The sequence below is a fragment of the Anaeromyxobacter soli genome, assembly GCF_022808855.1.
In the GTDB taxonomy this organism is placed as follows: domain Bacteria; phylum Myxococcota; class Myxococcia; order Myxococcales; family Anaeromyxobacteraceae; genus Anaeromyxobacter; species Anaeromyxobacter soli.
This window is the reverse complement of the sequence record NZ_JAKZLF010000022.1, coordinates 2,478-28,086: the sequence shown is the minus strand read 5'-3', so window position 1 is coordinate 28,086 and position 25,609 is coordinate 2,478. Positions and strand designations below refer to the sequence as shown.

Below are 25,609 nucleotides of genomic sequence, written 5' to 3'. Positions count from 1 at the left end.
GGCGCTCTCCCGGGTGGCAAGCTCGCGGGCCGCGGCCAACCTGCCGCGGCCCGGCGCGTTTTCGGGATCGCTCCGCTCAGGCGGCGAGGGCGAGCCGCCCCACCGGACGCACCTCTTGCTCGGGCGGGAGCTCGTCGAAGGTGAGCACCGCGACCTGCGGGAAGCGCGGCGCCACGAGCCCGCGCAACGCCCGCCGGACGTCCGCACTCGCAAGGATCACGGGCGCTTCGGCGCCGCCGCGCGTCTCCGCGTCCAGCGCGTCGAGCAGCGCGCGCGCATCGGAGGGGTCGAGGGCGAGCGCCTCACCGGCGAGGGCCTCGCGGATCGCGCGCTCGGCGGCGGGATCGACGAGCAGCGCGGCGAGCGGGCCGCCCCGGCCGAAGCGATGCGCGATGTGGCGCCGGAGCGATCGGCGGCACGCCTCGGCGAGCGCTGCCGCGCCGCGCGCGGGCCCGCCGGCCTCGAGCATCGCCTCCAGGATCGTCCGCAGCGGCCGGATGGACACGCCCTCCTCGACGAGCCGGCGCAGGACCTCGGCGAGGAGCGCGGGCGGGAGCTGGCGGCCCGCCTCGCGGACGAGCGCGGGCGCGGTGGGCTCGAGCGCGTCGAGGAGCGCCTGCGCCTCCTGCACGCCGACGAGGTGATGCGCCGCGCCGCGCAGCGCTCCGCCCGCCTCGGCGACGATCCGCTCGAGGTGGCCGAGCACCGGCCCGAGCGCGGACGCGCGGGCGGCGTCCGCGGCGGCGACGAGCGCCGCGGGGCGGCCGCTCGCGGGGTCCGTCGCCGCCGTCGCCCCGACGCCGACGAGCGCGAGCTCCTCGGGCGCCACGAGCGCGAGGAGCTCGCCCTCGGGAGCGGAGCCCGACGCGACCGGAACGTCGTCGACGAGGAGCGACCAGCCCGCGCGCGGGAGCGGCGCGGGACGCAGGACCACGCCGGGGACCTGCACCCCGAGCTCGCGCCAGAGCTGGTCGCGGAGCGCCGCGAGCGCCTCGCGCATCGCCCGCCCATCTTCCGCGCGCGCGGCCGCCACGAGATCGTCGGCGAGCTCGAGGACGACCGGCGCGGGCGCGGCGAAGGGATCGGCGGGGCTCGCGGCCGCCTCGGCGGGAACGGCGGCGGAGCGCCGCGCGCGCCGGCGGGCGAGCTGGAACGCACCGCCCGCCGCGGCGGCGGAGAGCGCCGCGAAAGGCGCCGCCGGGAGGCCGGGGGCGAGCGCGAGGGCCGCGAGGAGGGCCGACACCGTCCCGAGCGCCGCCGGCTCGGCCGCGAGCTGCCGCCCGATCTCGCCGCCGAGCGAGCCGCCCTCGTCCTCGGCGGCCACCCGCGTGACGGCGACGCCGGCCGAGACCGCCACGAGGAGCGCGGGGAGCTGCGAGACGAGGCCGTCGCCGATGGCGAGGAGGGCGTACCGGCGCGCCGCCGCACCGACGTCCATCCCGCGGAGCGCGCCCGCCACGAGCCCGCCGGTCACGTTCACGAGGACGATCGCGACGCCCGCGATGGCGTCGCCCTTCACGAACTTGAGCGCGCCGTCCATCGCGCCGTACAGCTGGCTCTCCCGCTCGAGCGCCCGGCGCCGCCGGCGCGCCTCGCCCGCGTCGATCGCGCCGGCGCGCACGTCCGCGTCGATCGCCATCTGCTTGCCGGGGAGCGCGTCGAGCGTGAAGCGCGCCGCGACCTCCGCCACGCGCTCCGCGCCCTTGGCGACGACGAGGAGCTGCACGAGCGTGAGGATGGCGAAGACGACGGCGCCCACGACGTAGTTGCCCTGGACGACGACCCGCCCGAACGCCTCGATGACGCGCCCGGCGTCCCCGCGCGAGAGGACGAGGCGCGTCGACGAGACGTTGAGCGCCAGGCGGAACAGGGTCGTGAGGAGCAGGAGGGTCGGGAAGCTCGCGAACCTGAGCGCGTCCCGCGCGAAGAGCGTCACGACGAGGATCGTCGCCGCCACCGCGAGGTTCAGGGCGAGGAGCGCGTCGAGCGCCGCGGGCGGGACGGGCGCGACGAGGAGGAGCACGACGGCGAGGACCGCGACGGCGAAGGCGGCGTCGCCGGCGCCGCGGACGCGGGCGAGGATCGAGTGCAGGCGGGTCATGGCGTCTCCGTGTGGCCGTACAGGTGGGCGAGGACCGCGGCGGCGGCCTCGTAGAGCTCCTCCGGGATCTCGTCGCCGACCTCGGCGAGGCGGTGGAGCGCGCGCGCGAGCGGCACGTCGCGCACGATCGGCACGCCCGCGCGCCGCGCCGCGGAGCGGATGCGGGCGGCGGCGAGCCCGGTGCCCTTCGCGACGAGCCGGGGCGCGGCCTCGCCGTCGCGGTCGTGGCGCAGCGCCACCGCGACGTGGGTCGGGTTCACGACGACGACCGTCGCCCGCGAGACCGCGCCGGCCTCGAGGAGCGCGCGGTGCAGGCGGCGGCGCTCCGACCGGTGCGCGGGGTCGCCCTCGTCCTCCTTGTGCTCGCGGCGGACCTCGTCCCGCGTCATGCGGAGCGCGCGCCGGTGGCGGAAGCGCGCGAGCGCGAGATCGGCGAGCCCGAGGAGCGCGTAGGCGACCCCGAGCCGCACGGCGAGCCCGAGGAGGAGCGGCGCGGCGCCCCAGAGCGCGCGCGCGTCGAGGCGGGAGAGGCCGGCGAGCGCCGGCGCGGCCGCGCGGAGCCACGCCAGGGCGACGGCGAGCAGGACCGCCCCCTTGGCGAGCCCGAGCGGCACGGCGAGCAGGCTCACCGGCGAGAGCAGGCGGCGCAGCCCCGCCATCGGGCTCACGCGCTCGGCCCGGGGCGCGAGCGCGCCCGGCGCGAAGGTGAAGCCCGCCTGCAGCGCGCCGGCGATGGCGGCCGCCGCGAAGGCGCCGGCGGCCGGAAGGAGCGAGAGGCGCGCCACGGCGGCGAGCCCGGCGTGGAGCGCCGCGGCCGGGACGGCGGCGGGGTCGGCCGCCTGCGCGAGCTGGACGCGCAGCAACGTCGCGAGCTCGCGCGCGATGGCGCCGCCGGTCGCGGCCACCGCGGCGAGCCCGCCGAGGAGCGCCGCGGCGCCGGTGAGCTCGCGGCTCTGCGCGACCTCGCCGCGCCGGCGCGCCTCGCGCAGGCGCCTCGGGGTGGGCGCCTCGGTCCGGTCGCCGCTCACGGCGCCACCCCCGCGACCGCCTCCACCGTCCTGCCCGAGAGCGCGACCATCGCGGCGAGCCGACCGCCCGCGACGCCCGCGCTCGCGGCGAGGGCGAGGAGCCCGAGCGCCGCGCGCGCCGGCTGCGCCGCGTTGACGGCGCCGAGCTGGGGCGCGACGCGCGCGACGAGCGCGACGGCGAGATCCGCGGCGAGGACGCCCGCGGCGGCGGGCGCCGCGATGGCGACCGCGGCGGCGACGAGCTCGGCGGCCGCCGCGAGGACCGCGGGGAGCGCCCTGGCGAGCGCGAAGGGCGCCCCCGGCGGCACCGCCACGAAGGTCGAGAGGAGCCCGTGCACGACGAGCCGGTCGCCGCCCGCCCACGCGGCGAGGACCACCACCCAGTGCGCGAGGAGGTCTCCCGCCGCGCTCTCGCGCTGCCGGATGGGCGCGACGTGCAGCTCGGACAGCGTCGCGCCCCGGAAGGTGTCCGCGAGCCGGCCCGCCGCGCGCGCCGCCTCGACGGGCGCGCTCACGAGGAAGGCGAGGACGGCCCCGAGCGCGAGCTCGCGAACGCCGCCCGCGGCGAGCGAGAGCGCGTCCGTCGCCGCCGGGGCCGCGCCGGCCGCGGAGACGGCCGCGCCGAGGCCCGCGGCGAGCGCGACGCGCACCACCGGCGGGACGAGCGGGCCGCCGAGGAAGGGTGACGCCAGGGCCACCGGGAGGAGGCGCAGGGCGGCGAGGAGCGCGCCCGGGGCGCGGGCCGCGAGCTCGGGAGGGAAGGGCGGGGTCACGAGGCGATCCGGGGCAGGAGGTCGAAGCAGCTGCGGGCGAACTGGACGACGCGCGCGCCGATCCAGGGCGCGGCGACGGCGAGCGCCAGGAACACGGCCGCGAGCCGCGGCACGACGCCGACGGTGGGCTCCTGGATCTGCGTCGCCGCCTGGAGGACGCCGGTGACGAGGCCCACGGCGAGGGCGGCGAGGAGCGGCGGCGCGGACACCGCGAGGACGAGGAGGAGCGCCTCGCGGCCGACGTGCAGGAGGGCGGGGTCCATGGCGATCACCCGGCGTACGAGAGCGCGAGCGCGCGCGCGAGGAGCTTCCAGCCGTCGACGGCGACGAAGAGGAGGAGCTTGAAGGGCAGGGCGACGGAGGTGGGGGAGAGCTGGGTGAGCCCGAGCGCCAGGAGCACGTTCGAGACGACGAGGTCGACGACGAGGAACGGGACGAACACGAGGAAGCCGATCGTGAACGCCCGGCGCAGCTCCGACACCACGAAGGCCGGGGCGAGGACCGCGAACTCCTGCTCGCCCGGCGGCGTGGCGCCCGGCCCGCGCAGCCGGCGGGCGACGTCCACGAACGCGGCGCGATCGTCGGGCCGCGCGAACCGCGCCAAAAACCCGCGGAGCGGCTCGGCGCCGCGCTCGACCTGCGCGAGCGTGCCCGCGATCCCGCGCTCCGCGGGGGCGGCCTCGCGCATGGCGGCGACCGCGCGCTCGCCGACCGGCGCCATCACGAGCGCCGTCAGCACGAGGGCGAGGCCGGTGACCGCCGTGTTCGGAGGGACCTGCGGCGCGCCGAGGGCGGAGCGGGCGATCGAGAGGACGACGACGATCTTGAGGAACGAGGTCAGCATGACGAGCGCGGCGGGGACGACGGCGAGCGCGGCGAGCAGGACGAGCAGCTCGGCGGGCCGGTCCGCCACGGGGCCGGCGGCGAGGGCGAGCGGCGTCACGGCGCGCTCCCTTCCGGCGACGCCCTCCGCGATTCGGCGAGGAGCTGGACCCCCGAAGGTCCGTAGCCCACCACGAGTCGCCGACCGTCCACCTCGACGAGCGCGACGCCGGCGTCGCGGGCGAGCGAGGCCCGGGAGACGAGCGCGAGCGCGGTCGTCGCCGGAGGGGCCACGCGGCGGCGCGCGAGGACGGCCGCGGCCGCGAGCGCGGCGGCCACGAGGCCGGCGCGGGCCGCGATCGGACCGAGCCCGCCGGGCGCGAAGGCGAGCGCCGCGGCGACCACCGCCGCCCCGGCGATGGGCAGCGCGAGCCGGCGAGACCTCCCGGCCGCGAGGCGCAATGCGGCGATCACGGCGCCACCTCGAGGCTCACGATCCGGACGCCGATCGCGCCGTCCACGTCCACGAGCTCGCCGCGCCCGAGCGCGCGCTCGCCCGCGCGCAGGGTCACGATCCCGCGCCGATCGAGCGCGAGCGGCAGGGTGGCTCCCGGCTCCAGCCGGGCGAGCTCGGCGAGGGTCACCTCCACCCGGGCGAGCTCGACCTCGAGCACCACCGGGAGCTGCGCCATCCGATCCGTCATGTCGATCTCCTCCACGTGAAAGGCTCCATCCTCGAGACGTCCCGCGAGCCGCGCGCCGCCCGGGAGCACCAGGGCCCTGGGCTCCGCCGTGCCGTCGAGCACCACGACGTCCCCGGTCGCGAGCGCGGCGAGCTCCTCGCGCCCGAGCGCGGCCTCGCCGCCGCGCAGCGAGGCCACCATCCGCAGCCCCGCGGCGGCGCCGTCCCAGGCCGGCGCACCGCGCAGCGCGCGGAGCGCGGCGGGCGGCAGCAGCAGCCGCGCGCGCCCGGAGACGTGTCCGGCGGTGACCGTGAGCTCGATGGCCAGCGCCGCGGCGGGCTCCGACGCGGCGCGGCCCAGGCGCGGCGCCAGCGCCTCCTCGACCCCCGAGACCTCGCAGGCCCCCTCGAGCGCCGCGAGCGCGAAGAGCTCCAGCGCCGCGGCCTCGACGCCGGTGAGCGTCGTCGCGCCGTACGTCTCGCCGATCCCCCCAGCGAGCCGGTCGACGAGCGCGACGACGAGAGCGGGCTCGACCTCGAGGGCGGCCGTCCCCGGGAGCGCGGGGAGGTCGAGGCCCACGCGCGCGACGCCGCCGCGCGGGAGCGCACGGCCGGGGACCGCTCGCGCGCCGACGGCGATATCGAAGCCGAGGAGGGACCCGAGCGTCCGCGCCGCCGCCGTGGCGACCTCCGCGCCGAGGGCGCGCGCGGCGACGGTCAGCTCGGCGTGACCGCGTGAGACGGACGGCAGCTCGAACGGAAAGGGCATGGACCGCGGACAGTCCACGGCCCATGCCAGCGCGAGCTGGCGCGGAATCACGGCGTTTTCCGCCCTCCGGCCGGCCGCGGCGGACCGCGGCCCGAACGGGCGGGTCGAGTCGCGGACCGCTCAGAGGCAGCCGAGACGCTCCCGGCAGAGCCTCGCCAGCGCAGGGGCGGCCGTCGGCGCGGGCAGGCCCCGCCGGACCGCGCGCAGGATCTCGGCGACGCGCGGACGCTCCGCCGGAGCGGGCGGGGTGGGCGCGCCGCGGTGAGCGGCTGCGAGCGCGGCCGCGAGCGCCGCGAGCCGCTCGGCCCGCGAGCCCGGCGCGAGCCGCTCCGCGTGGGCGCGCACCTCCCGGAGGTCGGCGGAGCCGAGCCGGGCGAGCAGGGCGGCGGCGCGCTGGGGCGCGAAGGCGGCCGCGAGGGACGCGAGGAGACGGTCCGCCGGGTTCACGGGGCTCCTCCGCCCCGGAGCCGTCCGGAGACGGCGACGCCGGCGAGCGCCGCACCGCCGAGCCCCGCCAGCGCGGCGAGCCCGAGGAGCAGCGGTGAGCGACGGGCCGGGGGCGCCGGGGGCGCAGGTGCCTCGGCGCCGGGCGCGATCACCACCGAGATGGCCGACGGCTCGAGCCCGTCGGCCGCGCCCGCGACGAGCGCGCGGATCCCGGGCTCCAGGGCTCGCACCGAGGCGCAGGCCGCAGGCCGGCACTTGACGAGGACCGCACCCCGCGGCGGTGGGCGCTCGCCGGGGCGTAGAGGATCGGGCTGCGGCAGGCCGAGGTGGACCCGCGCCTCGACGACGCCGTCGATGCTCTCCACGCTGCGCGAGAGCTCACCCGAGAGCGCGTGCAGGTACAGCGCGTGCTCCTCCGTCGCGGTCGGGACCATCGAGCCCTTGCCGAACACCTCGCCGAACCCCGCCGGGCGCGGCCTCGGCAGCTCCCGCTCGGCGAGGATCCGGTGAGCCCGCGCCGCGTCGCGCCCGCTCACGGAGACGGTCCACCGCCCCTCCGAGCCTTCCTCGCGCGCCTTCGTCGCGGACAGCCCGCCCTCGTCCAGTGCGACGAGGATCTCGTTCGCCTGGGCCTCCTCCAGGCCGTGCAAGAGCTCGTCGTCCCCGCAGCCGGCGAGGAGCGTGGCGAGGGCGAGGAGCGGGAGCGCACGTCGCATGGAGATCTCCTTCAGACCTGGGTGTTGAGGGCCTGCTTCACGGACTGGGCGCCCTGCTCGACGAGCTTCGAGGCGAGATCGACGGTCTGGACCACGCGGTATGCCTCGGCCTGCAGGCCGAGGAGCTCCTGGGCGCTGAAGGTCCTGCCCTGCCGCGCCGCGGCGAGGACGCCCTCGAGGCGCCGCTGCGCGCGCTCCACGCCCTCGAGCGCGGCGAGCGCCGGGCTCGGTCGCGGGGGTGGGGCGCTCGCCGCGGGCGCCCGCGGCTCTAGCAGCGTGGAGAAGCTCGGCTTGTCGGGCCTGACCGGCGCGGGCCGGATGGCCGCGCCGGCAGCGCCCACGGGCGCGATGGGCATGGCGGCCTCAGTGGATGTTGTTGATCGCCGACTTCGCGCTGTCGTGCTTCACCTTCATGACGTTCGAGAGCGCGGCGAACTCGCGGCTCTCGCGCTGCATGTTCTCCTGCAGCTGCAGGTACTGGAGGTTGAAGCTCTGGGACTGCTGCTGCAGGGCGCGCGTCGCGGCGACGATGTCCCCCTCGGCGCCGGCGGTCTCCGCGACGTGCGCCCCGCCGGTGGCGCCACCGCTCGCGAGCGTGCCGGCCGCGGAGCGCAGGGCCCCGGAGACGACGGTGCCGCCGGGCACGAACGGCGCGGCGAGCTCGACCGACGCGGCGACCCCGCGGGCCGCGCTGGCCGCGGCGGTGCGGAGGGCCGCGCCGAAGCGGTCCGGCTCGGTCTTGCGCTCGGTGGTGTTCGCGACGTGGATGGACGGGATCGGGTTCATGGGGTGGCCTCCTGGCAGGGCGGTGAGCAACCGGCGTGCCGCGCCGCATCTCCTGCGAGCGCTCGCCCTTGCGGCGCGCGGGGAGGGACGCAGCACGGCCCCTCGCGGCCGGCGCGCGGACGCGGCCGTGGTAGGGTCGCCCCGTGTCGCGCGAGTACCTTCGCCGCCTCAGCGATCAGATCGTCCACGCCCAGCGGCCGATCCGCGTCCTCCGCGCCATCAACTGGTCGGCGCAGGTCCACGAGCGGTTCTTCCGGCACGGGGCGAAGGAGCTGCCGCGCCCGGAGTACCCGGCGCTCGGCTTCGTCCCCGCGGACAAGGTGAAGGAGCTCCGCGGCCTCCGCCGGCAGATCCGCGGCAAGAACCCGGTCGAGGACCTGCTGCGGAAGAAGTGCGACGAGTTCATCGCCCTCGCGCAGATGCTCGCCGCTCGCGGGACGCGGCGCTTCTACGAGATCTCGCGGCGCGTCTACGGCGACCCGCGCGATCGCTTCCCCGACCACAACGTCGACAACCTCGCCATCGCCCGCATGTGGGCGTCGCGGCCGCGGGCGCGCGACGAGCAGCAGGTCTACTCGGCCGAGGAGGCCGCGAGGCGCATCGTCGAGCTCTGCACGCCGCTCCTCGGGGGGAACGTGTCCGCCGTCGTGACCAGCCGGCTCACCGCGAACGCGGCGGCCGGCGCGACGCGCATCACGCTCAGGACGGGCGCGCGGTTCTCGGAGCGGCAGGTCCACGCGCTCGCCCACCACGAGGGGCTGTGGCACGTGCTCACCTCGCTGAACGGCTTCCGCCAGCCGGTGCTCACGGTGCTCGGGGTGGGGCTCCCCCGGTTCACCGAGTCGCAGGAGGGCGGCGGCATCGTCGCCGAGTTCCTCACCGGGCACATCACCGACGAGCGCTACATCGAGCTCGGCGAGCGGACCATCGCGATCGACATGGCCGCGCGCGGGGCCGACTTCCTCGAGGTGTACCGCTACCTCCTCGCGCGCTTCCCGCCCGAGAAGGCGGCGCTCATGAGCGAGCGCGTGTTCCGCGGCGGGATCCTCGAGGGCGGCGCCCCGTTCACCAAGGACGCCGCCTACCAGCGCGGCTACTGCCGGACCTTCAACTTCCTCCGCGCCGCGCTCGAGCAGCGCGACGTGGAGCTCGTGCGCGCGTTCCTCGCGGGAAAGATGAGCGTGGACGACGCCGAGCTCGTCCGGGACCTCGTGGAGGACGGGCTGTGCGTCGGGCCCGTCTTCCTGCCGGAGTGGTTCATCGACATCGATCGCCTGAACGCGCTCGCGACCCACAGCGTCACCATGAACCGGTTCAGCCTGCCGAGCGTGTCGCGCTACTACGCGGCGCGGCGGAAGGAGGGGCGGCCCGCGGTGGAGCTCGCCCCGCCGCTCCGGGAGGACAGCGAGGAGCGCGCAGGGACGGTGGGCGAGGACGAGGGGGACCAGGGGGAGTAGCGGCGCGCGGGGCGGCCCCCAGTGCGGGGTGCCAGTGCGGGTCGAGGTGGCCCCAGCGCGATTCGACGCACGGTGACGATTCGCTCGACGTGCGGCAGCGCTCTGCTACGCTACGCGTGAATGGACCTCCTCATGCGCCGACTCGCCGCCCCCTTGTTCCTGGCCGCTCTGCTGACACCCACCCTCTCCCTCGCCGAGGGTGCCTCGCCAGCGGAGTGGTCGCTCGGCGGCGGTCTCAGCTGGACGCTCGTCGGCAACCCGATCTCGGCGATCCTCCTGCCCTCGGGCGCGTACGTGACGTCGATCGACGCCTCGATCCCGAGCGTCAACGCCTCCCTCGAGCGGCGCGCCGGCGAGCGCACCTGGATCGTCCTCGGCCTCGCGGGGGGCGGGGACCGGCGTGAGATGGATCCGCCGTCCGGCTCGACCTATTCGCCCACGGACCAGACCGTCACGGGCGCGTTCGCCTCGGTCGGCGTGCGCCGCGTCCTGACCCCTGGCGATGCCCCCGTCGACTTCTCGATCGTCGGGGCGATCGAGGGCGGCTTCGTGCGCGCGAGCGAGACGACGCCCTCGCCGGCCGGGGGCGACCTCGAGGAGACCTACCGGTCCCGGCTCGTCGGCGTCAGCGGCGGGATCGCGCTCGACCGCACGCTCACCGGCTCGCTGTCGCTCCGCATCGCGACGCCCCTCGTCACCGCCTCCTACGCGAGCGTGAGCAGCACCGCGACCGGCCAGGCGGACCGCAACGGGAGCGCGCTGGGCGCCCACGTCGTCCTCGCGCCGCGGCTCGAGCTCCGGATCGCGTTCTAGCGAGCGCCGCGCCGGGCGGCGCTCCGGGCGGGGTTCCGCTCAGCTCACGGTCGCGCCGAAGAGCCGCCCGACCGCGTAGGTGACGCCCGCCGCGACCGCGGCGAGGCCGACCATGCGCGCCGCGGAGCGGAAGACGCTCGTGCCGGACAGGAACCCGAGCAGCCCGCCCACCGCGGCGAGGAGCCCGCCGGCGAGCGCGGAGGCGATCGCCACCGCGGGCGTGCCGGTGGTGAAGAGGAAGGGCAGCACCGGGACGAGCGCGCCCAGCGAGAAGAGGACGAACGACGCGACGGCGGCGTGCATGGGGGAGCCGAGGTCCTCGGGGTCGAGCCCCAGCTCCTCGCGGACGAGGGTGTCGGCGGCGCTGTCGGGGTTCTTGAGGAGCTCGGCGGCGGTGCGGCTCGCCTGCTCCGTGGAGAGCCCCTTCTGCTTGAAGATGAGGGTGAGCTCCGCGGCCTCCTCCTCCGGCGCCTCGACGATCTCGCGCTTCTCCAGCTCCACCTGACGGAGGAGCAGGTCGCGCTGGCTCGCGACGGAGGTGAACTCGCCGGCCGCCATCGAGAAGGCGCCGGCGAGGAGCCCGGCGAACCCGGTGATCACCACCGTGCCGGGCGCGACGCCGGCGCCGGCGACGCCGAGGATGAGCGAGAGGTTCGAGACGAGCCCGTCGTTCATGCCGAACACGGCCGCGCGGAGCGACCCGGCGCTGCGTCCGGCGCGGTGCCAGCGCTCGCGCGAGGCGATGATCTCCCGCGCGTCCGTGGGGGCGCCCTCGCTCATGCCCACGAGCGCCTGGCGGTGCGCGCGCTCCTCCTCGGCGATGGCGCGTGCCTCTCCACCCTGGCGATCGTACTTGTCCGCGTCGCCCGCCTCCGTCTCCAGGACCATCGGCACCACGGCCGCGGAGCCGAGGCGCCGCGCCAGCCAGACGAGCGCGCGGACGCGCGAGCTCGGCCGGTCCGGCGGGACCGCGACCCCCTCGCGCTCGAGCTTCCGGAGCCAGAGCTCGGCGTGCCGCCGCTCCGCGATCGCGAGCTCGCGGAAGCTCTGGGCGCGGGCGGGGTCCTTCTCGTGGCGCGCGAGCCCCTCGTACAGGGCGGCGCCGTCGCGCTCGTCGAGCAGGTTCTGGAGCCAGAGATCGGTGCGCGGGGCCGTCATGGGGCCGGAATGTAGCAGGGCCGTGGTCCCCCGGGCCCGGAAGGCTCGCCACGGACGGGGCGGGTGGTCTATAGAAATGGACCCCCGGAGAACGCGCCGTGCAGAAGCTCGATACCCGTGAACCGTCGTTCGCCGAAGCGTGGGCGCGCGTCTGCGCGCGCGGCTCGGACGAGGACGAGGCCCCCGTCCGCGAGGCGGCGCTGGCCATCGTGCAGGACGTCCGCGCCCGCGGCGACGCCGCGCTGCTCGAGTACACCCGGCGCTTCGACGGCTGGGAGCCGGGCGGACCGGAGGGGCTCGTCCTCGGCAAGGACGCGTTCCGGGCGGCGTTCGAGGGGCTGCCGGCGGACGGGAGGCGGGCGCTCAAGCTCGCGGCGGGCCGGATCGCGGACTTCCACCGGCGCGAGCGCGACGCGGAGGTGCCGGCGCGCCGCGACGCCATCGGCGCGACGCTCGCGCAGGTCGTCCGGCCGCTCGCGCGCGCCGGGCTCTACGTGCCCGGCGGCACCGCGCGCTACCCGTCCTCCGTGCTCATGACCGCCATCCCGGCGAGGGTCGCCGGTGTGCGCGACGTCTACGTCTGCTCGCCCGGCGTGAAGGGGACCGGGGAGATGGACGCCTGGACGCTCGCCGCGTGCCACGTCGCCGGCGTCTCGCGCCTGTACCGGGTCGGCGGCGCCCAGGCCGTCGCGGCGATGGCGTACGGGACCGCGTCGATGCCGGCCGTCGACAAGATCTGCGGGCCGGGCAACGCCTACGTGGCGGCGGCGAAGCGGCTCGTGTTCGGCCAGGTCGACATCGACATGATCGCCGGACCGAGCGAGATCCTGGTCCTCGCCGACGCCGCGGCCGATCCCGCCGAGGTGGCGAGCGACCTCATCGCCCAGGCCGAGCACGACGCGCGGGCGGTGTCGGTCCTCGTCACCCCCTCGGCGCGGCTCGCCGAGGCGACGCTCGCGGAGCTCACCCGGCAGCTCGCCGATCTGCCGCGCCGGGAGATCGCGCGGCGGTCGCTCGACGACCGCGGCGCCGCCGTGGTGACGAAGGATCTCGCCGAGGCGGTGCGGCTCGCCGACGCGTTCGCGCCGGAGCACCTCGCCCTGCACGCGCGGAACGCCCCGGCGCTCGTCTCGAAGCTCTCGCGCGCGGGCGCGGTGTTCGTCGGGACGAGCACGCCCGAGGCCGTGGGCGACTACCTCGCCGGCCCGAGCCACGTGCTGCCCACCGCCGGGACGGCCCGGTTCGCCTCGCCGCTCTCGGTCGCGACGTTCCGCCGCCGCATGAGCGTCCTCGAGCTCTCGCCGCGCGCGCTCGCGAAGGTCGCGCCCGCGGTGGAGGCGCTCGCCAGGGCCGAGGGCCTCGAGGGCCACTGGCGCGCGGTGGCGGTGCGGGTCGGGAAGCAGGCGGCCCCGGCGGCGCGCGAGCGCGCCACGCGGCGGACGGCGAAGCGGCCCGCGGGCGCCGCGAAGCGGGGTTCCCGCGCGGCGGCGGGGAGGAGGACGCGGTGAGGCGCTCGGGGGGACGGAGCGGCGCGGCGAGCGCGCGGCGCGGCCAGGTGGCGCGCAAGACGAAGGAGACGGACGTCGCGGTCGAGCTCTCCCTCGCGCCGGGCGAGTCGAGCATCGCCACGGGGCTGCCGTTCTTCGATCACATGCTCGACCAGATCGCGCGCCACGGCGGGATGACGCTCGCGATCCGGGCGAAGGGCGATCTCGAGGTGGACGCGCACCACACCGTCGAGGACGTCGGCATCGGGCTCGGCGAGGCGCTGCGGCAGGCGACCGCCGACAAGGCGGGCCTCGCCCGCTACGGCCACGCGGTGGTCCCGCTCGACGAGGCGCTCGCCGAGGTGGTGGTGGATCTCTCCGGCCGGCCGCACCTCACGTTCAACGCGAAGCTCCCCTCCGGGAAGAAGTTCATCGGCGGCTACGACGTGGACCTGACGCAGGACTTCCTCCAGGCGCTCGTGAACCACGCCCGCATCTGCCTGCACGTGAACGTGCGCTACGGGCGGAACCTGCACCACGTGGTGGAGGCGATCTTCAAGGCGACCGCGCGCGCGCTCCGGGCTGCGACCGCTCGCGAGGGAACTGCGCTCCCGTCCACGAAGGGGCTGCTGTGAGCAAGCCGCCCGGGACGATCGCCCTCGTCGACTACGGCGCGGGGAACCTGCGCTCGGTGGAGAACGCGCTGCGCGAGGTCGGCGCGGAGGTCGTCGTGACGCGCGATCCGGACTTGGTCCGGCGCGCGGATCGGGTCGTCGTGCCGGGGCAGGGCTCGATGCCGGAGTGCGCCGCGGCGATGCAGCAGAGTGGGGTCGCCGACGCGCTGCGCGAGGCGATCGGCCGGGGCGCGCCGGTGCTCGGCATCTGCGTGGGGCTGCAGCTCTTGTTCGAGGAGGGCGAGGAGGCGGGCGGGGCGAAGGGGCTCGGCATCATCCCGGGCCGCATCCGGCGCCTGCCGGAGGGCGTGAAGCTGCCGCACATCGGCTGGTCGCCGGTGCGCCTCGTGGGCGCGCGCCCGGCGATCTTCGCGCCCATGGACGGCGCCTACGTCTACTTCGCCCACTCCTACGCGGCCCCGGCCGACGCCCCCGGCGTCGCCCTCGTCGCCACGCACGGCACGACCTACTGCGCGGCGCTCGCGCGCGAGAACCTCTTCGCCGTCCAGTTCCACCCCGAGAAGAGCCAGAAGGTCGGGCTCGCGCTGCTCGAGCGGTTCGTCTCGATCTAGGAGCCCGCCATGCTCGTCATCCCCGCGATCGACCTCATGGACGGCGAGGCCGTCCGGCTCGAGAAGGGCGACTTCGCGACGAAGACGGTCTACGCCCGGCGGCCCGCCGACAAGGCGGCGGAGTTCGCGAGCGCCGGGGCGACGCTCCTCCACGTCGTGGATCTCGACGGCGCGAAGGCCGGCTGGCCGGTCAACCTCGACGCGGTGCGCGCCATCTGCGAGGTGCCGGGGCTCGAGGTGGAGCTCGGCGGCGGCCTCCGGTCGCTCCCCGACATCGAGAAGGTGCTCGCGCTCGGCGTCCGCTACGTGGTGCTCGGGACCGCGGCGGTCGAGCGGCTCGGGCTCGTCGAGCAGGCCTGCCAGCGGTTCCCGGGCAGGGTGCGCACCGGGATCGACGCCCGGAACGGCGAGGTGAAGATCGCCGGCTGGCTCGAGGGGACGGGGCTCTCCGCGGTGGACGTCGCGCGCCGCGTGAAGGCGGCGGGGGTCGGCCTCGTGGAGTACACCGACGTCGCGCGGGACGGGATGTTCACCGGCGTCGACGCGGCCGGCGCGGCGCGCATCCAGGCGGAGGCAGGGATCCCGGTGGTCGCCTCGGGCGGCGTCGCGAGCCTCGCGGACGTCGAGGCGTGCCGCGCGGCCGGCCTCGCGGGCGTCATCGTCGGCAAGGCGCTCTACGAGCGCCGCATCGATCTCGCGGCGGCGATCGCCGCGGCGGTCTCCTAGGATCCGGACATGCCCGCGAAGCGCATCATCCCCTGCCTCGACGTGAAGGGCGGCCGCGTCGTGAAGGGCGTCAAGTTCGAGAACCTCCGCGACGCCGGCGACCCGGTCGAGGCGGCGCAGCGCTACGACGCGCAGGGCGCCGACGAGGTCACCTACCTCGACATCGCCGCCACCCAGGAGAACCGCGGGACGCTGCTCGACCTCGTCACCCGCACCGCCGCGCGCGTGTTCGCGCCGCTCACCGTCGGCGGCGGCGTGCGGAGCGAGGAGGAGTTCGTCGCGCTCCTCCACGCCGGGGCGGACAAGGTCTCCGTGAACTCGGCGGCGGTGAAGGACCCGTCGCTCGTCGACCGGCTGTCGCGCATCGCGGGCGCGCAGGCGCTCGTGGTCGCCATCGACGTGAAGCGCCGGCCCCACACCTCGCCGCAGGAGTGGGAGGTCTACGTGGCGGGCGGGAGCCGTCCGACCGGGCTCGAGGGCGTCGCCTGGGCGCGCGAGGTCGCGCGGCGCGGGGCGGGAGAGCTGCTCCTCACCAGCATGGACCGGGACGGGACGCGGGCGGGCTACGACCTCGAGCTCCTCGAGCGCGTGTGCGAGGCGGTGACCATCCCGGTGATCGCCTCCGGGGGCGTCGGCACCCTCGAGCACCTCGCCGAGGGTTTGCGGATCGCCGACGCCGCGCTCGCCGCGTCGATCTTCCACGACGGGCAGCACACCGTGCAGGAAGCCAAGGCGTACCTGCGCGAGCGCGGCATCGAGGTGCGTCCGTGACGCGGCCCGTGGCGCCCGTCGCGGACCCGGCCGCGCTCGAGGCGCTCCTCGGGCGGGTGAAGTTCGACGATCGCGGGCTCGTGCCGGTGGTCGCTCAGGAGGAGGACGGGACGGTCCTCATGGTCGCCTGGGCGAACCGCGAGGCGCTGCTCGCCACGGCTCGCACCGGGCGGGCGACGTACTGGTCTCGAAGCCGGCAGTCCATCTGGGTGAAGGGCGACACGAGCGGCCACGTGCAGGAGACCCGGTCGATGGCGCTCGACTGCGACGGGGACACCGTCCTCTACGTGGTCCGGCAGACCGGGCCCGCGTGCCACACCGGCGCCCGGAGCTGCTTCTCGGAGATACTGGAGATCCCATGGCAGACGAACGCTTCCTCGCCCAGCTCTGGGCGACCATCGAGTCGCGCAAGGCCGACCTCGGCGCGACCGAGAGCTACACCCGGCAGCTCCTCTCGAACCCGTCCCGCATCCGCCGGAAGATCATCGAGGAAGCGTACGAGGTGAACGAGGCCCACCAGGCGCTCGAGGCCGGCCGGGACACGAAGGACCACGTCGCCCATGAGGCGGCCGATCTGCTGTATCACCTCTACGTGCTCCTCTCGGCGGCGGACGTGACGCCTGCGGAGGTGTACGCGGTGCTCGAGCGGCGCCACGGCGGGCCTCGCCGGCAGAAGGCCGGCGGGGGCGGAACCCCTTGACAGGGGTGAGGATTTCGTCTAATAGCCGCCCCTCAGCCGCACGGAGGGCCGGGCGTCCGAGGGTGCCCGGCTCGTTTTGCGTTTCGGCGGTAAACCCGAGATCGAAGTAAACAGAGAGCGGAGACGAACTGGATGACCGGCGTGCGCGTCAAGGACGGCGAGTCCTTCGAGAATGCGATGAAGCGCTTCAAGAAGCAGTGCGAGAAGGCGGGGATCCTCTCGGAGATCCGCAAGCGCGAGCACTACGAGAAGCCGTCCGTGAAGCGCAAGAAGAAGGCCCTCGCCGCCAAGAAGCGCGCGATGAAGAAGATGCGCAAGACCTTCTAGTCGCTCGGGAGGGGTCGACGATGGCGCTCAAGGAGACGCTCGACGCGGACATGAAGGCCGCGATGCGGGACAAGGACGCGCCGAAGCTCAGCGTGATCCGGATGCTGAAGAGCGCCATCAAGTACCGCGAGATCGAGGTGATGAAGCCGCTCGACGACGCGGGCGTGCTGGCCGTCATCGCCACCGAGATCAAGCGGCGCCGCGACTCGGTCGAGCAGTACCGCGCCGGCAACCGCGCGGACCTCGCGGACAAGGAGGAGGCCGAGATCCTCGTCCTCCAGGGCTACCTGCCCGCACAGCTCGGCGAGGACGAGCTGCGCGCGAAGGTGGACGCCGCGATCCAGAAGACGGGGGCGCAGGGGCCGAAGGACATGGGGGCGGTGATGAAGGCCCTCCTGCCGGAGGTCCAGGGGCGGGCGGAGGGGAAGACGGTCAGCGACATGGTGAAGGCGCGCCTCGCCGCGAAGTAGCGCTCACGTTCCGCCGGGTGCGCGGACGGGCGCGCATCCGCATCGAAGAGGATGCTCCTGATCCCCGAGGCGCTCATCGAGCAGGTCCGGGATCGCGTCGACGTCGTGGCGGTGATCGGCCGCCACGTGGAGCTCAAGAGGTCCGGACGGACGTGGAAGGGCTGCTGCGTCTTCCACGGGGAGCGCACGCCGAGCTTCCACGTCTACCCGGAGGACAAGCACTTCAAGTGCTATGGCTGTGGCGCGTACGGCGACGTGTTCTCTTTCTTGCAGCGGCTCGAGGGCAAGGAGTTCCCCGAGGTGGTGAAGGCGCTCGCGCAGGAGGTGGGCGTCGAGATCCCCGAGGCGGCGGAGGAGGACAGCGCCGAGGCCCGGCGGCGCCGCAAGGAGCGCAACGAGGTGCTCGCGGCGTGCGACGCGGCCGCTCGCTACTGGGCTGCGCGCCTGCAGAGCCGGTTCGGCGCGCAGGCGCGGCGCTACCTCGAGGAGCGCGGCATCGGCGAGGAGGCGATCCGGCGGTTCCGGATCGGGATCTCCGCGGACGGCTGGGGCGACCTCGTGCCGCGGGTCGCGGAGAAGGGCATCGGCCCCGACGCGCTCCTGCGCGCCGGGCTGCTCGTCGAGAAGGAGAAGGGTGGGGCCTACGACCGGTTCCGCAACCGCCTCATGTTCCCCATCGCCGGCATGGACGGGCAGGTCATCGGCTTCGGCGGCCGCGTCATGCCCGGCGAGGCCTCCGACAAGGCCGGGGCGAAGTACATCAACACGCCGGAGACCCCCCTCTACAAGAAGTCGAAGGTCCTCTACGGGCTGGAGCTCGCGCGCGAGAGCATCCGCAAGACGCGCACCGCCGTGCTGGTCGAGGGCTACTTCGACGTGATCGGGCTCCACCAGGCGGGGATCGCGAACGCGGTGGCGGTCTGCGGCACGGCGCTGACGGCGGAGCACGTCGAGCTGCTCGGTCGGTGCGACTGCCGCGAGGTGACGATCCTCTTCGACGGCGACGTCGCCGGCCTCGCCGCCCCCGCCAAGGCGGCGGCGGCGCTCTTCCCGGCGGGCGTCTCGGGCAAGGTCGCCCTCCTGCCGTCGCAGGGCGGCAAGACCGATCCGGACGAGTACGCGCGCGCCCACGGGCGGGCGGGGATGGAGGCGCTGCTCGCCAAGGCGACGCCGCTCTCCGAGCACCTCATCGACAGGGCCGTCGAGCGGGCGTGCGGGGGCGCCCCGCGGGACGCCGCCCTGGAGGCGAAGCTCGCCGCCGTCCGCGAGCTCACGCCATTCGTGCGGATGATGCCGGAGGGTCTCGCGCGTTCTGTCTTCGAGGACGCGATCGCGAAGCGGCTCGACCTCGACCTGGGCGCGCTCCGGGCCGAGCTCGAGGGGGAGCAGCCGAGGAGGCAAGCGCCCGCCCGCCCGGAAGCGGCGCCCGTGCCGCCGAGGCCCCCCGCGAGGACGGCCCCGGCGAGCCGGGTGAAGCTGCTCCTTCCGGGGCCCGCCGCCGACGCCCTGGGGCTGCTGGTGGCGTTTCCGGCCGAGCTGGCCGGTGTCGCGGAGGAGGAGGGGCTGCCCGGGCTCATGCCCCCAGGGCCCCTCGCCGAGCTCGCGCGGGATCTCATCCGCGAGCCGATGCCGCTCGACGCGGCGCTGGCGCGTGTGCGCGCAGCGGGGGACGAGGACGCGTTCCGGCGCGTCCGGGACATCGTCGGGCCGGCGCGGCCTCCGGTGGAGGGCGCCGTGACCGAGCTGCGGAAGGCGGCGGTGAAATCGAAGCTGGAGCGGCTGGGGTTGGAGATGGGTGAGGCGGAGAAGCGGGTCGCCAGGGCGGGGAGCGCCTCCGTCGACGACCTCTCGACCCGCTACCAGCGGCTCGTCAACCAGAAGCGGGACCTGCAGCGCCGGCTGCAGTCGCTGGAGCGCAGCGGATGAAACGCAAGCTGCGGAGCATTCTAGGGAAGTTCGCCGGGCTCGCCCGCCCCAGGCACGTTAAGGAAGCGCCACCTCGAGCAGCCGAGCCGTTGAAGGAGCCGAAGCACATGACCACGAAGGCCGCGAAGAAGCCGCTCAAGAAGGCTGTCGCCCGTACGAAGGCGAAGCCGTCGCCGCGGGAGAAGGAGCGGCTCGCGAAGGCCGTGAAGGCCAAGCCCGCCGCGAAGCCGGCGGCGAAGGCTGCCCGTCCCCCGGCGAAGGCCGAGAAGGCGGCGCACGCGCGCAAGGCCGAGAAGGCGGCGCCCCCGCAGCGGGCCGACAAGGTCGCGGCGCGCCCCCCCGAGAAGGCGGAGAAGGCCGAGAAGGCCCCGAAGAAGAAGCTCGACGCGGCCGCGGCCGTCGAGGCCGGCCCCGCGCCCAAGACCAAGGGGCCGAAGCTCCGGAAGGCCGCGGTGCCGTTCGACGAGGCGGAGGCCGACGGGCTGGAGGAGGGCGAGGAGGCCGAGGCCGCCGCCGACGACGACGACCTCGACGAGGATCTGCCGCAGGACGACATGAGCGACATCACCGAGCGGTCCGAGGTGAAGGCGCTCATGGCGCGCGGCCGCGAGAAGGGCTTCCTCACCTACGACGAGGTGAACGACGCCCTCCCGTCCGACATCGGCTCCGAGCAGATCGACGACGTCATGTCGATGTTCGGCGAGCACGACATCGAGGTCGTGGACGGCGCCGAGAAGAAGATGAAGCTCCCCGACAAGCCGCCGGAGCCCGAGGGCAAGGCGGAGGTCGAGGAGGAGAAGGATCCGGACGAGGACGCCGGCTACGGCAAGTCGAACGACCCGGTCCGCATGTACCTGCGGAAGATGGGGTCGGTGTCGCTCCTCACGCGCGAGGGCGAGGTCGAGATCGCGAAGCGCATCGAGGAGGGCGAGAAGGAGATCCTCGCCGCGGTGCTCTCGTCGAGCATCGCGATCCGCGAGATCCTCGAGCTGGGCGAGCGGCTGCGCAAGGGCAAGATCCGGGTCCGCGAGATCATCAAGGACGCGGGCGACGAGCAGCAGGCCGAGCGCGAGGAGGAGAGCGAGGAGGAGTCGCTCGAGGCGGAGGTCGAGGGCGGCGCCGAGGTCGAGGGCGACGAGGTCGCCGCCGACCCCGTCGCCGAGGGCGCGCCGGTCGAGGGCGCCGAGCCGGAGCGCCCGAAGATCCCGAAGGAGGAGGAGCGCAAGGTCGAGCACGTGCTGAAGCACATCGACCTCATCCGCAAGCTCGAGGGCGACGTCGCGAAGGTGAAGGAGACGCTCGCGACGAAGAAGCTGTCCGAGCCGAAGCGCAAGGAGCTCCGCACCGAGATCAAGGCGATCGAGGGCGAGATGATGGAGCACCTCGAGGCGATCCAGCTCAACAAGAAGCAGATCGACCGGATCGTCCTGCGCCTCAAGGGCTTCATCAAGCGCGTGGAGGAGGCGGAGCGCGAGCTCGCCGACTGCGAGCGCGCGACGTCCGTGCCGGTGCGCGAGCTCCGGCGCCTGCTGCGCGAGGCCCGCGAGGACGAGGGCGCGCGCAAGAAGCTCGCGAAGAAGCTCGCCTGCTCGGCGGAGGAGGTCGAGGAGCTCGACCGCACCGTGCGCTCGGCCTACCGCAAGATGCTGCGCGTGCAGGAGGAGGCGGAGGTCCCGGTGGACGAGCTCCGCCGCACCTACCGCACGATCAGCGACGGCGAGCACAAGGCGGAGCGCGCGAAGACCGAGCTCGTCGAGGCGAACCTGCGCCTCGTCGTGTCGATCGCGAAGAAGTACACGAACCGCGGCCTGCAGTTCCTGGATCTCATCCAGGAGGGCAACATCGGCCTCATGAAGGCGGTCGACAAGTTCGAGTACAAGCGCGGCTACAAGTTCTCGACCTACGCGACGTGGTGGATCCGCCAGGCGATCACGCGCGCCATCGCCGACCAGGCGCGGACGATCCGCATCCCGGTCCACATGATCGAGACGATCAACAAGCTCATCCGGACGAGCCGCTACCTCGTGCAGGAGCTCGGCCGCGAGCCGACGCCCGAGGAGATCGCGGAGAAGATGGAGCTCCCGCTCGACAAGGTCCGCAAGGTCCTCAAGATCGCGAAGGAGCCCATCAGCCTGGAGACGCCGATCGGCGAGGAGGAGGACAGCCACCTCGGGGACTTCATCGAGGACAAGTCGCTCGTCTCGCCGTCCGACGCGGTCATCAACATGAACCTGGCCGAGCAGACTCGGAAGGTGCTCGCCACGCTGACGCCGCGCGAGGAGAAGGTCCTGCGCATGCGCTTCGGCATCGGCGAGAAGAGCGATCACACGCTCGAGGAGGTCGGTCAGGACTTCGAGGTGACCCGCGAGCGCATCCGCCAGATCGAGGCGAAGGCGCTCCGGAAGCTGCGTCACCCGAGCCGCTCCAAGCGGCTGAAGAGCTTCGTGGAGAACTAGGTCGTCGTGATGTGGTAGACGGTGCCTGCTGGGACCCTGGGCCCATAGCTCAACGGTCAGAGCGGTCGGCTCATAACCGATTCGATCCAGGTTCGAATCCTGGTGGGCCCATCATTCGAGGGAGCGAGAGCCTTGTCGTTGCGTGAGAAGCTGAAGGCGCTGGAAGAGCTGCAGCAGATCGATCTCGAATCCAACGAGGTCCGGGGAGCGCTCGGCGCCATCCCCGCGAAGAGGACGGCCGTGGAGGCGGCGATCGTCGAGGCCCGCAAGGCCTACGACGACGAGAAGCTGCGCCTCGAGGGCAACGAGCGCGAGCGGCGCCAGCTCGACAGCCTCCTCGGGATGGAGCGCGACAAGGTCAAGAAGTGGGAGGGCCGGCTCGGCGAGATCAAGACGCCCCGCGAGTACGCCGCGCTGTCCCGCGAGATCGACATCGCGAAGAAGTCGAACGAGACGCAGAGCGATCACGTGAAGGAGCTCACCGCCCAGGCGGGCGAGATCCGCAAGACGCTCGACGCGAAGGCGGACGCGCTCTCCGAGCGTGAGCTCGCGGCGCAGGGCGAGCTGCAGGAGCTCGACCAGCACACCGCGGCCGCCGAGGAGAAGCTCCGCGAGCTCGACGCGCGCCGCGCCGAGGCCGCGAAGAAGGTCGACCCGGGCCTCCTCGCGAAGTACGAGAACATCAAGCGGCGCCGGGCGGGCGTCGCGGTCGCGCCGGTGGTCGGCATGACGTGCAAGGGCTGCCACCGGAACATCCCCCCGCAGCTCGCCATCACGCTGCAGCGGGCGAACTCGATCGAGACCTGCCCCAACTGCCACCGCATCATCTACTCGGCCGACGCGGTGAACCCGCCGGCGCCGTCGCCGGCCTAGGGCGCCCCGTGGCGAAGTCCGTCCTGGCCGAGCTCCTCCGCTTCATCGCCGCGAACGAGCAGCTCCCCCGGACGCTCCAGCGCTACTCGGGGTACGACCGCGACACCCTCGGCAAGCTCATCGACGCCGCCGCCGATCGCATCGAGGAGGCGGAGAAGGCGCGAGAGGCCGCCGCCCCCGGCGGCTCGAAGGGCATCAAGGTCCGCAAGCAGACCGACGTCGAGAAGGCGGCGGCCCGCTCCGCCGCGGAGCTCGACGAGGCGATGGACCTCTCGAAGGCGGAGCGCGAGCAGCGCCGCCGCGAGCGCGCCGCTCAGGCGGAGCGCGAGGCGGCCCAGGCCGCGGCGGCCGTGGTCGAGGAGCGCGAGAAGCGCACCCGGCTCTTCACCGACGGCGCGGCGCGCGGCAACCCCGGCCCGGCCGGCGCCGGCGCCGTGATCGTGAGCCCCGACGGCCACATCGTCGCGAAGGTCGGCAAGTTCCTCGGCGAGTCCACGAACAACGTCGCCGAGTACATGGGGCTCATCCTCGGGCTCCGGCGCGCGAAGGCGATGGGCATCAAGGAGCTCGAGGTGTTCGCCGACTCCGAGCTGCTCGTGAAGCAGCTCGCCGGCGACTACGCCGTGAAGGCCGAGCACCTGAAGCCGCTCCACGACGAGGCGCAGGCGCTCCTCAAGGGCTTCAGCTGGATCCAGGTCCGCCACATCCCGCGCGAGGAGAACGGGCAGGCGGACGCGATGTCGAATCGCGCCATCGACGAGCGGCTGTAGCCGCTGCGGTGCACCCTCCCGCCCCCACGGCGGCGGCCTCGCGCGCCCCTGACGTCAGGAGGGCCGGCGGCCCTTCGCGAGCTCCTTCGCGGTCACGCCGGCCGCGACGAGGATGGGGTCGTACACCGGAGCGAGCGGGGGTGCGTAGGCGAGATCGAGCTGCTCCAGGTCGGAGACCGTCATCCGGGCGGTGAGCGCCGTCGCGAGCACGTCGACGCGGCCCGTGACGCCCTCGGCGCCGACCAGCTGGGCCCCCAGCAGCCGCCCGGACCCGCGCTCCGCGACGAGCACCGTGGTGAGCGTGCTCGCGCCGGGGTAGGCGTGACCGCGGCTGCGGTGCGTCGAGGTGGCGGTGACGAAGTCGAGGCCCGAGCGGCTCGCGTCCGCGGGGCCGAGCCCGGTCCGCCCCACCTCCAGCCCGAAGACCTTGAACGCAGCGCTCCCGACGATCCCGCCGAACCGCTCGTCCGCGCCGGCGGCGTTCGCGCCGGCCACCTTGCCCTGCTTGTTCGCGGTCGTCCCGAGCGGGATCCACGCGGGGCGGGCGGTGACGAGGTGCCGCGCCTCCGCGCAGTCGCCCGCCGCCCACACCGCGGGCGCGCTCGTCCGTTGCGCGTCGTCGACGGCGATCGCGCCGCTCGCGCCGAGGACGATCCCCGCCGCCTGCGCGAGCGCGGTGTTCGGGCGCACGCCGACGGAGACGAGCACGAGCTCGGCCGGGAACGCGCCGCGATCGGTCGCCACGACGAGGCCTCGGCCCTCGCGCCGGATCTCCTGGACCGCGAGGCCGGTGTGGGCCTCGACCCCGTGCCGCCCGAGCTCGGCCGCGACCTCGTCCACCAGCGGGCGTGCGAAGCCGGGCAGCAGCTCTTCGAGCTTCTCGAGCACCGTGACCTCGAGGCCCCGCGCGCGCAGCGCCTCCGCCATCTCCATGCCGACGTACCCGGCGCCGACGATCACCGCGCGCCGCGGCGCGGCCTCCGCGAGGAAGCGCTTCATCGCGGCGCCGTCGGTGAGCTCGCGCAGCACGAACACGCCGGGGAGCTCCATCCCCGGCAGCGGCGGCCGGACGGCGCGCGCACCGGTCGCGATCACGAGCGCGTCGTAGTGGAGCTCGTAGGGGCGACCGGACGCGAGGTCGCGCCCGTGCACGACGCGGCGCTCCACGTCGATCCCGGTCGCCGCGTGCCCGGTGCGGACGTCGATCCCGCGCTCGCGGCGGAAGCGCTCCGGCGTGATCACCACGAGGTCCTCGATCGGCCGGGACGGGTCGAGGAGGTTGTAGGGCATGCCGCACGCGCCGTAGGAGACGTGGGGTCCGCGCTCGAGCACCACGACCTCCGCCTCCGGCGCGCGGCGCTTCGCCTGGCTCGCGGCGCTCATGCCCGCCGCGACGCCGCCGATGACCACGATTCGTGCCATGGCCCCTCCCCCGTGCGAGCCAGCCGGCACGCGCGCCGGTTCGCCGGGAGGGCGAGCCTCGCCCGGATGGCGGCCGCGGATGGCGGCCGCCGAACCCGCCCGCGACGGCGCGGCTCTCATGGCGGCATGAAGCTCCCCTGGTGGTTTCCCTTCGGGCGCGTCCCGGAGATCGCGGCGCACGAGCTGAACGACCGGATCTCGAAGAAGCCTGCGCCGCACCTCCTCGACGTCCGCTCGGCGGCGGAGTTCGCGGCGGGGCACATCCGCGGAGCCGTGAACGTCCCCATCACGGCGCTCGTCTCGGGGCTGGAGGCGCTCGCGCTGGATCGCGCGCGCCCCGTCGTCGCGATCTGCCTGTCCGCGCACCGCAGCCCGCCCGCGGTCCGCCTGCTGCGAGAGCGCGGCTTCGACGCCGTACAGCTCGCGGGCGGCATGCTGGCGTGGCGCGCGGCGCGGCTGCCCGAGTCCCGCCGCTGACGCCCGAGCGGCCTAATGAAGCGCGCTCGGCGGCGGGCGTACGAGCCGGGAGAGCCCGTGCATCGCCTCGACGGTGGCGAGCAGCTCGAGCGCGAGCCGCGCGCACGGGGGACAGCGGGCGACGTGGAGCCTGACGCGGACCAGGACGGCAGGATCGCGCTCTCCGTCGATCAGCTCGGAGAGCCGTTCTGAGAGCTCGTCGCAGCGCAGCGGGGCGAGCGTGCCGGAGAGCATGGCGGGCACCTCCCGTGACTCGCCACGTACGAGCCCCGCGCCGCGGCCTGGAGCCAGGCCCTGCGGGGGCTAAACGGCCGATCATGATTCGCTAACAGGCGAGCGAAGCGAGCCCGCCGGGGCGGCGGCCGCGGGGCGGCCGAGCCCCCCCCCCCGGCGGCCCCGGGCCCGC

At 75.0% G+C, this 25,609-nt stretch carries 29 protein-coding genes, 1 tRNA gene and 1 pseudogene; 17 read left to right on the top strand and 14 right to left on the bottom strand.

Translation table 11 applies throughout. The features are described from left to right. Positions 1–76: 76 nt before the first annotated feature. From MLV88_RS15350 to MLV88_RS15300, 11 genes are all read right to left on the bottom strand, one after another. Positions 77–2,101 carry a flagellar biosynthesis protein FlhA gene (locus MLV88_RS15350; protein ID WP_243337899.1) on the bottom strand — a complete coding sequence of 675 codons (2,025 nt, stop codon included), beginning with the start codon at positions 2,099–2,101 and terminating at the stop codon, positions 77–79. Next, the gene (locus tag MLV88_RS15345) at positions 2,098–3,129 is read right to left on the bottom strand and encodes an EscU/YscU/HrcU family type III secretion system export apparatus switch protein (protein WP_243337898.1); all 1,032 of its coding nucleotides are present in this window, start codon (positions 3,127–3,129) and stop codon (positions 2,098–2,100) included. Before MLV88_RS15345 ends, MLV88_RS15350 begins: the two co-directional genes overlap by 4 nt. Next, positions 3,126–3,902, bottom strand: a complete 777-nt coding sequence (locus tag MLV88_RS15340; protein ID WP_243337896.1) for a flagellar biosynthetic protein FliR — start codon at positions 3,900–3,902, stop codon at positions 3,126–3,128. The genes MLV88_RS15345 and MLV88_RS15340 overlap by 4 nt, the downstream gene beginning before the upstream one ends. Beyond that, positions 3,899–4,165, bottom strand: coding sequence for a flagellar biosynthetic protein FliQ (locus MLV88_RS15335; RefSeq protein WP_242341604.1), 267 nt, complete (start codon positions 4,163–4,165; stop codon positions 3,899–3,901). Before MLV88_RS15335 ends, MLV88_RS15340 begins: the two co-directional genes overlap by 4 nt. Positions 4,166–4,170: 5 nt before the next feature. Next, a complete protein-coding gene (locus MLV88_RS15330) occupies positions 4,171–4,845 on the bottom strand; it encodes an EscR/YscR/HrcR family type III secretion system export apparatus protein (protein ID WP_242341603.1) in 675 nt (224 codons plus the stop codon). Continuing rightward, entirely contained in the window at positions 4,842–5,198 is a 357-nt protein-coding gene (locus MLV88_RS15325) for a flagellar biosynthetic protein FliO (protein ID WP_243337894.1), read from the bottom strand. The genes MLV88_RS15330 and MLV88_RS15325 overlap by 4 nt, the downstream gene beginning before the upstream one ends. Further along, on the bottom strand, positions 5,195–6,175 hold the full coding sequence (locus MLV88_RS15320; RefSeq protein ID WP_243337893.1) for a FliM/FliN family flagellar motor switch protein: 981 nt from the start codon (positions 6,173–6,175) through the stop codon (positions 5,195–5,197). Before MLV88_RS15320 ends, MLV88_RS15325 begins: the two co-directional genes overlap by 4 nt. Positions 6,176–6,295: 120 nt before the next feature. Continuing rightward, positions 6,296–6,622, bottom strand: coding sequence for a hypothetical protein (locus tag MLV88_RS15315; protein ID WP_242356211.1), 327 nt, complete (start codon positions 6,620–6,622; stop codon positions 6,296–6,298). Then, on the bottom strand, positions 6,619–7,338 hold the full coding sequence (locus MLV88_RS15310) for a secretion protein (protein ID WP_242340350.1): 720 nt from the start codon (positions 7,336–7,338) through the stop codon (positions 6,619–6,621). Before MLV88_RS15310 ends, MLV88_RS15315 begins: the two co-directional genes overlap by 4 nt. An 11-nt stretch (positions 7,339–7,349) precedes the next feature. Then, a complete protein-coding gene (locus MLV88_RS15305) occupies positions 7,350–7,694 on the bottom strand; it encodes a hypothetical protein (RefSeq protein ID WP_242340349.1) in 345 nt (114 codons plus the stop codon). Between the two features lie 7 nt (positions 7,695–7,701). Beyond that, positions 7,702–8,124, bottom strand: a complete 423-nt coding sequence (locus MLV88_RS15300) for a hypothetical protein (protein ID WP_242340348.1) — start codon at positions 8,122–8,124, stop codon at positions 7,702–7,704. Between the two features lie 143 nt (positions 8,125–8,267). Between MLV88_RS15300 and MLV88_RS15295 the strand changes: the two genes are divergently transcribed. Both MLV88_RS15295 and MLV88_RS15290 read left to right on the top strand, forming a co-directional pair. Next, positions 8,268–9,581, top strand: coding sequence for a flavohemoglobin expression-modulating QEGLA motif protein (locus tag MLV88_RS15295; protein ID WP_243337891.1), 1,314 nt, complete (start codon positions 8,268–8,270; stop codon positions 9,579–9,581). 132 nt (positions 9,582–9,713) lie between these two features. Then, positions 9,714–10,394: a hypothetical protein gene (locus MLV88_RS15290; protein WP_243337889.1), complete on the top strand. Its 681-nt coding sequence runs from the start codon at positions 9,714–9,716 to the stop codon at positions 10,392–10,394. Positions 10,395–10,433: 39 nt separating this feature from the next. Here MLV88_RS15290 and MLV88_RS15285 read toward each other — a convergent pair whose 3' ends face one another. Then, positions 10,434–11,552: a VIT1/CCC1 transporter family protein gene (locus MLV88_RS15285; protein WP_242340345.1), complete on the bottom strand. Its 1,119-nt coding sequence runs from the start codon at positions 11,550–11,552 to the stop codon at positions 10,434–10,436. Between the two features lie 98 nt (positions 11,553–11,650). Between MLV88_RS15285 and hisD the strand changes: the two genes are divergently transcribed. From hisD to MLV88_RS15215, 14 genes and pseudogenes are all read left to right on the top strand, one after another. Beyond that, positions 11,651–13,060 carry a histidinol dehydrogenase gene (gene hisD, locus MLV88_RS15280; protein ID WP_242340344.1) on the top strand — a complete coding sequence of 470 codons (1,410 nt, stop codon included), beginning with the start codon at positions 11,651–11,653 and terminating at the stop codon, positions 13,058–13,060. Further along, complete coding sequence (gene hisB, locus MLV88_RS15275) at positions 13,057–13,674, top strand: imidazoleglycerol-phosphate dehydratase HisB (protein ID WP_242340343.1); 618 nt, start codon at positions 13,057–13,059, stop codon at positions 13,672–13,674. The genes hisD and hisB overlap by 4 nt, the downstream gene beginning before the upstream one ends. Next, on the top strand, positions 13,671–14,285 hold the full coding sequence (gene hisH, locus MLV88_RS15270; protein ID WP_242356206.1) for an imidazole glycerol phosphate synthase subunit HisH: 615 nt from the start codon (positions 13,671–13,673) through the stop codon (positions 14,283–14,285). The genes hisB and hisH overlap by 4 nt, the downstream gene beginning before the upstream one ends. Before the next feature lie 9 nt (positions 14,286–14,294). Then, on the top strand, positions 14,295–15,011 hold the full coding sequence (gene hisA / locus MLV88_RS15265; protein WP_242340341.1) for a 1-(5-phosphoribosyl)-5-[(5-phosphoribosylamino)methylideneamino]imidazole-4-carboxamide isomerase: 717 nt from the start codon (positions 14,295–14,297) through the stop codon (positions 15,009–15,011). Between the two features lie 9 nt (positions 15,012–15,020). Next, positions 15,021–15,782, top strand: a complete 762-nt coding sequence (gene hisF, locus MLV88_RS15260) for an imidazole glycerol phosphate synthase subunit HisF (protein WP_242340340.1) — start codon at positions 15,021–15,023, stop codon at positions 15,780–15,782. Continuing rightward, positions 15,779–16,087, top strand: a pseudogene (locus MLV88_RS15255) (phosphoribosyl-AMP cyclohydrolase); the annotation flags it as partial. The gene hisF and the pseudogene MLV88_RS15255, both read left to right, overlap by 4 nt. A gap of 53 nt (positions 16,088–16,140) precedes the next feature. Next, positions 16,141–16,482 (top strand): phosphoribosyl-ATP diphosphatase, encoded by a 342-nt coding sequence (hisE, locus tag MLV88_RS15250; RefSeq protein WP_242340339.1) that lies wholly within the window; start codon positions 16,141–16,143, stop codon positions 16,480–16,482. Positions 16,483–16,614: 132 nt separating this feature from the next. Next, positions 16,615–16,809 carry a 30S ribosomal protein S21 gene (gene rpsU / locus MLV88_RS15245; RefSeq protein ID WP_242340338.1) on the top strand — a complete coding sequence of 65 codons (195 nt, stop codon included), beginning with the start codon at positions 16,615–16,617 and terminating at the stop codon, positions 16,807–16,809. 20 nt (positions 16,810–16,829) lie between these two features. Further along, positions 16,830–17,279, top strand: coding sequence for a GatB/YqeY domain-containing protein (locus MLV88_RS15240; protein ID WP_242340337.1), 450 nt, complete (start codon positions 16,830–16,832; stop codon positions 17,277–17,279). 51 nt (positions 17,280–17,330) lie between these two features. Then, positions 17,331–19,205, top strand: coding sequence for a DNA primase (dnaG, locus tag MLV88_RS15235; protein WP_243337887.1), 1,875 nt, complete (start codon positions 17,331–17,333; stop codon positions 19,203–19,205). Continuing rightward, complete coding sequence (gene rpoD / locus MLV88_RS15230; RefSeq protein ID WP_242340335.1) at positions 19,202–21,661, top strand: RNA polymerase sigma factor RpoD; 2,460 nt, start codon at positions 19,202–19,204, stop codon at positions 21,659–21,661. The genes dnaG and rpoD overlap by 4 nt, the downstream gene beginning before the upstream one ends. A gap of 38 nt (positions 21,662–21,699) precedes the next feature. Further along, a tRNA-Ile gene (locus MLV88_RS15225) sits at positions 21,700–21,772 on the top strand. A gap of 21 nt (positions 21,773–21,793) precedes the next feature. Continuing rightward, the gene (locus MLV88_RS15220) at positions 21,794–22,534 is read left to right on the top strand and encodes a zinc ribbon domain-containing protein (RefSeq protein WP_242340334.1); all 741 of its coding nucleotides are present in this window, start codon (positions 21,794–21,796) and stop codon (positions 22,532–22,534) included. 8 nt (positions 22,535–22,542) lie between these two features. Further along, on the top strand, positions 22,543–23,304 hold the full coding sequence (locus MLV88_RS15215) for a ribonuclease HI family protein (RefSeq protein WP_242340333.1): 762 nt from the start codon (positions 22,543–22,545) through the stop codon (positions 23,302–23,304). A gap of 54 nt (positions 23,305–23,358) precedes the next feature. On the opposite strand, the gene MLV88_RS15210 is transcribed toward MLV88_RS15215, so the two are convergent. Further along, positions 23,359–24,726: an FAD-dependent oxidoreductase gene (locus MLV88_RS15210; RefSeq protein WP_242340332.1), complete on the bottom strand. Its 1,368-nt coding sequence runs from the start codon at positions 24,724–24,726 to the stop codon at positions 23,359–23,361. 126 nt (positions 24,727–24,852) lie between these two features. Here MLV88_RS15210 and MLV88_RS15205 point away from each other — a divergent pair, with 126 nt between their 5' ends. After that, positions 24,853–25,203, top strand: a complete 351-nt coding sequence (locus tag MLV88_RS15205) for a rhodanese-like domain-containing protein (protein WP_255821495.1) — start codon at positions 24,853–24,855, stop codon at positions 25,201–25,203. 12 nt (positions 25,204–25,215) lie between these two features. On the opposite strand, the gene MLV88_RS15200 is transcribed toward MLV88_RS15205, so the two are convergent. Further along, a complete protein-coding gene (locus MLV88_RS15200; RefSeq protein ID WP_242340331.1) occupies positions 25,216–25,437 on the bottom strand; it encodes an anti-sigma factor family protein in 222 nt (73 codons plus the stop codon). Positions 25,438–25,609: the final 172 nt, after the last annotated feature.